This window comes from Streptococcus intestinihominis (assembly GCF_046824975.1).
Lineage (GTDB): Bacteria > Bacillota > Bacilli > Lactobacillales > Streptococcaceae > Streptococcus.
Genome location: NZ_JBKQBL010000003.1, coordinates 228,638 through 232,007, shown reverse-complemented (window position 1 = coordinate 232,007; position 3,370 = coordinate 228,638). Strand labels below are relative to the sequence as shown.

Below are 3,370 nucleotides of genomic sequence, written 5' to 3'. Positions count from 1 at the left end.
TAGGCTCTATTGGGTATCCGATTATCCGGATGTTGTGGAAGACCGTGATGTCTACCCGACAGAAGTGACGGAGCAAGATCTGCTGCTAGTCTATTATGGAGAGCAGTTGATTGATGTTCTTGCAGTCGCACTTGAGGAAAAGCCAGATGCTAGTCCCCAAGACTTGGTCGAGGCTTTAAATTATTATCAGCAACATGATAGCTTTATGCCTTTTGATGATTAGCTAGGCCGATTAGAGAAATGGTATTCAATGACTGATAGTGATAAGGAGAAAAATGACAGTCAATATCGATGAATTGGTGAAGGAGTACGGTTTTAGCGTAGGTCCTAAAGAGGAGAAACCATTTAGTTTGGATGAGGTCCGTTTCAACCTTTTGGCATATTTAGAGGATTACTCCAAAATGGGATTTTCTTTTGTCAAAGCAGGCGACGAACTAGTCGAACTAAGGAAAAATCAGGAGAGTTATAGGCTTTTTGGTCAGTGTTTTTTAGGTGCCTTTGTAATTGGAGAAGAGAAGCAAGTCTTCTTACTTTGCAATCAAGAAGGAAGGGAAGTTTTTCAAGAATCGAGGGTTTATGTCAATTCTTCCTTGCATACTTTTGTTTCCTCGTATTCACTCTTTCTATCAGGCATCTTTCTTTTGAAAGCAAAGTTTTATGAGATTGAGCAAGATGAAGTCGAAGAGATTGCAGCAAACTTGAAGGCTCAAGTACTTGCCTTGGAAAAGTCCCTTGAACAAGAATTGCCCTTCTGGGAGCACATGGCCTATTTGATAGAAGACGATGGAATTGTACTAAGAGATGATCTCTTTCATATCTTAAATAAAGAGCAGTAGGAATAGAATTAAATTAATTATGGAGAAAAAATTGCCCCAGATAAAGATTCGTGAGTGGAATGAAAAGCCAAGAACAAAACTTCGATTTATTAAAATTGGTGATATTTTTTGCTATCAATTTTCGGAGGAAATGTTTGTATTTGGTCAAATCCTTGGAAAAGTGAATGTTGGTCATGTCATTCAATTTTTCGATATCTTTCAAGCAAGTCCTACTATAACAGTTGAGGAGCTAAGTCGTGCTCAATTTATAGGTAAGCCCATCATTATAGATTCCTACACCTTGTTTGATCGAAGTCCAGTATTGTCTTGGCAGATAATTGGTCACCAAGTGGATTTTGATCCAAGCCCTTTTAAGGATTTAGCCTTTAAATGGGGAGACCCAAATGGTCCTCAATTTGGGAAGGTCTGGCTAGATGGTAGGCGCGAACCTAAGATTTTTTCTAGGGAAGAAGTTGAGGACCTAGACTGGGAAGCCTGTGTCGGAACTATAGTTTATAACAGAATATTGGAAGAAGAACTGGCAAGCAGAGGAAATAAAGGAGTTTGAGATGGACTATGTAGATGAGTTAACTTCAGGACGTACGCCCTTGGTAAAAAAGGCACCGAAAAAAATTTTAAAGGGTAAACTAAAAGGATATGGACCATTTTTGCATCAAGCCTTGGAAGGCGAGATGGAAAAGCCTAAATCATGGGAATCACAAATGTACTTACTCTACGCCATAGCCGCAACGGATTGTACAGAAGAAGTCCCCTATCTCAAGTCATTGCTGCTGAGAGATATTCCAACACCCGTAACCTACCGCTCTCTAGCAGTAGCGATTGCTTATCTAGAAAATTCAGAAACAGAGAACTTGTCTTTTGTTTATGAGTCCTTAGAATCGAATAACTCATCTCAAGCTGCAGGTGCCTGTGCAGCGATATATCAGAGAAAGATTGTTCTGAAAGATGATGATTTTAACAAAATTATGTCTTATGTGACTCATCCTAAATATCTTGAGCATATTGGTCAAGTCATAAATCCATTTTTATTTATTTTAGCTGCATCTTATTTATATCCAGAACAGAATCGCCAGAAAATTGTAGACTTTTCCCGTCAGTTCGATATATCTACCGTCAAGGACTTAATCAATGACGTTACAAAAGGAAAGGACGGCAGAAGAGTTAGTCTATTCTAAAATCTACTTAAAGAGAGAAACTGTCACTTCCTTAAAGAGGGAAACAATGAATCTTAAAAAGAAGACTTATATTCATTTTTAAAAAGGAGTTCATACTGTGAAATGGTTTGAAAAAGTAGTGGGGAAGGAAAAGATTATTCATTTGTTTGATGGTGATTTGGACTTGAATAATGTATTTCTTGATACTGTATTATGTTACGATTACAAATTAGATCTTGTCCTTTATGTATATGATTTACCAACTGACTTCCCTGAAAAGTGGCAGAAAAGTGCATTTAATGCCATAAAAATTAATTTAGAGTTTTTTAATTTAGATGAAATCCATTTTTATTCTAAGGGGATTCATAAGGTTAAGGGACAACTGGAACTGCTCTTTTTAGAGAATAAGGTTGAATTCAATTTTATAAACCAAAATGATGTGATGTTATCGGGTTCTTCTGACCTAGTTAGAATTGCTGAGATTGGTCCTGTGAAGATTGATACTTAAAGATGTATTCTTAGCTTATTTGCGGAGATTCTGGATGATCAAACAATCCTCCATTGCTAGGAGGGACACCACGACTATGGGAAAAAGTGAAGGAAGAGCACAAATATTAGACCTTGACCTAAGGCTAGACCTTTCTACAAGAAAAAAACTACGAGACCACGAATATGAAGTTACAGTATTTTGAATTAGATAAGCCCTATGTGGAAAATCAACAGAGGATTGAGGAGCTGATGGACTCAGCTACGCTAACTTACGAGGAAGCTAGAATTAAGGACTATCGACAGAATTGGAAAGACCTTCGAAGAGCGTTCGTATATGAATCCAAATGTATGACCTCTATGGTAGAACGGCTTTTCAAACCAGTTATAACCCAGGATTGTTGGAAAATCATCGTAGAATGTGTAGATACGATTAGCAATCCAGCTATCATGAACCTACTTGGCGTCTATACTGTTCAGGTCTTATTTGATTTTTCTAGCTATGAAAGCTCGAGTCCATTGGAACAGAAAAAGCTGCTCTTAGAGGCCTTGTTAAAAGGGGTAAAGCGCGTGTTTCAGGAGCTCTCTATTCCATACTCCTTGATAGAGGATGTAGTCAATGAAATAGAGAAAAACGATTATGAAAATAGCTGGGAGTGGAAAAGGAAGAAGATCCAATCCACGATCTTTTCCATTCAAGTGGAGCATCAGCTGGATAAGGTTGATTTGTTTTGGAAGATAGAGCAAAAGGATAAGAGAATCCGTCAGTTGATTCAATCCTGCGCTGCTCATGAGATGGATTATGGGGCTAAGCTTGGTAAACTGGAAGCAAAAAGTAACTTCCTGTATCTGCTGGATAAAGAGAATGAGGTTGTGAGCAAAATTTCTGTTTCA

General features: G+C 37.9%; 6 protein-coding genes. All 6 read left to right on the top strand.

All coding sequences use genetic code 11. The features are described from left to right. Positions 1-223 (top strand): DUF7716 domain-containing protein (locus ACLOR3_RS06300; protein WP_412037076.1); only part of this gene is annotated, 223 nt, incomplete at its 5' end. A 52-nt stretch (positions 224-275) separates the two neighbouring features. Then, complete coding sequence (locus ACLOR3_RS06295; protein ID WP_411400604.1) at positions 276-836, top strand: immunity protein; 561 nt, start codon at positions 276-278, stop codon at positions 834-836. Between the two features lie 19 nt (positions 837-855). Next, positions 856-1,383 carry an Imm26 family immunity protein gene (locus ACLOR3_RS06290; protein WP_411400602.1) on the top strand — a complete coding sequence of 176 codons (528 nt, stop codon included), beginning with the start codon at positions 856-858 and terminating at the stop codon, positions 1,381-1,383. Between the two features lies 1 nt (position 1,384). After that, on the top strand, positions 1,385-2,011 hold the full coding sequence (locus ACLOR3_RS06285) for a hypothetical protein (RefSeq protein ID WP_411400600.1): 627 nt from the start codon (positions 1,385-1,387) through the stop codon (positions 2,009-2,011). A gap of 97 nt (positions 2,012-2,108) precedes the next feature. Beyond that, a complete protein-coding gene (locus ACLOR3_RS06280) occupies positions 2,109-2,498 on the top strand; it encodes an Imm50 family immunity protein (protein ID WP_048715505.1) in 390 nt (129 codons plus the stop codon). Positions 2,499-2,662: 164 nt separating this feature from the next. Beyond that, on the top strand, positions 2,663-3,370 hold a 708-nt coding region (locus ACLOR3_RS06275; protein WP_412037075.1), incomplete at its 3' end, for a hypothetical protein.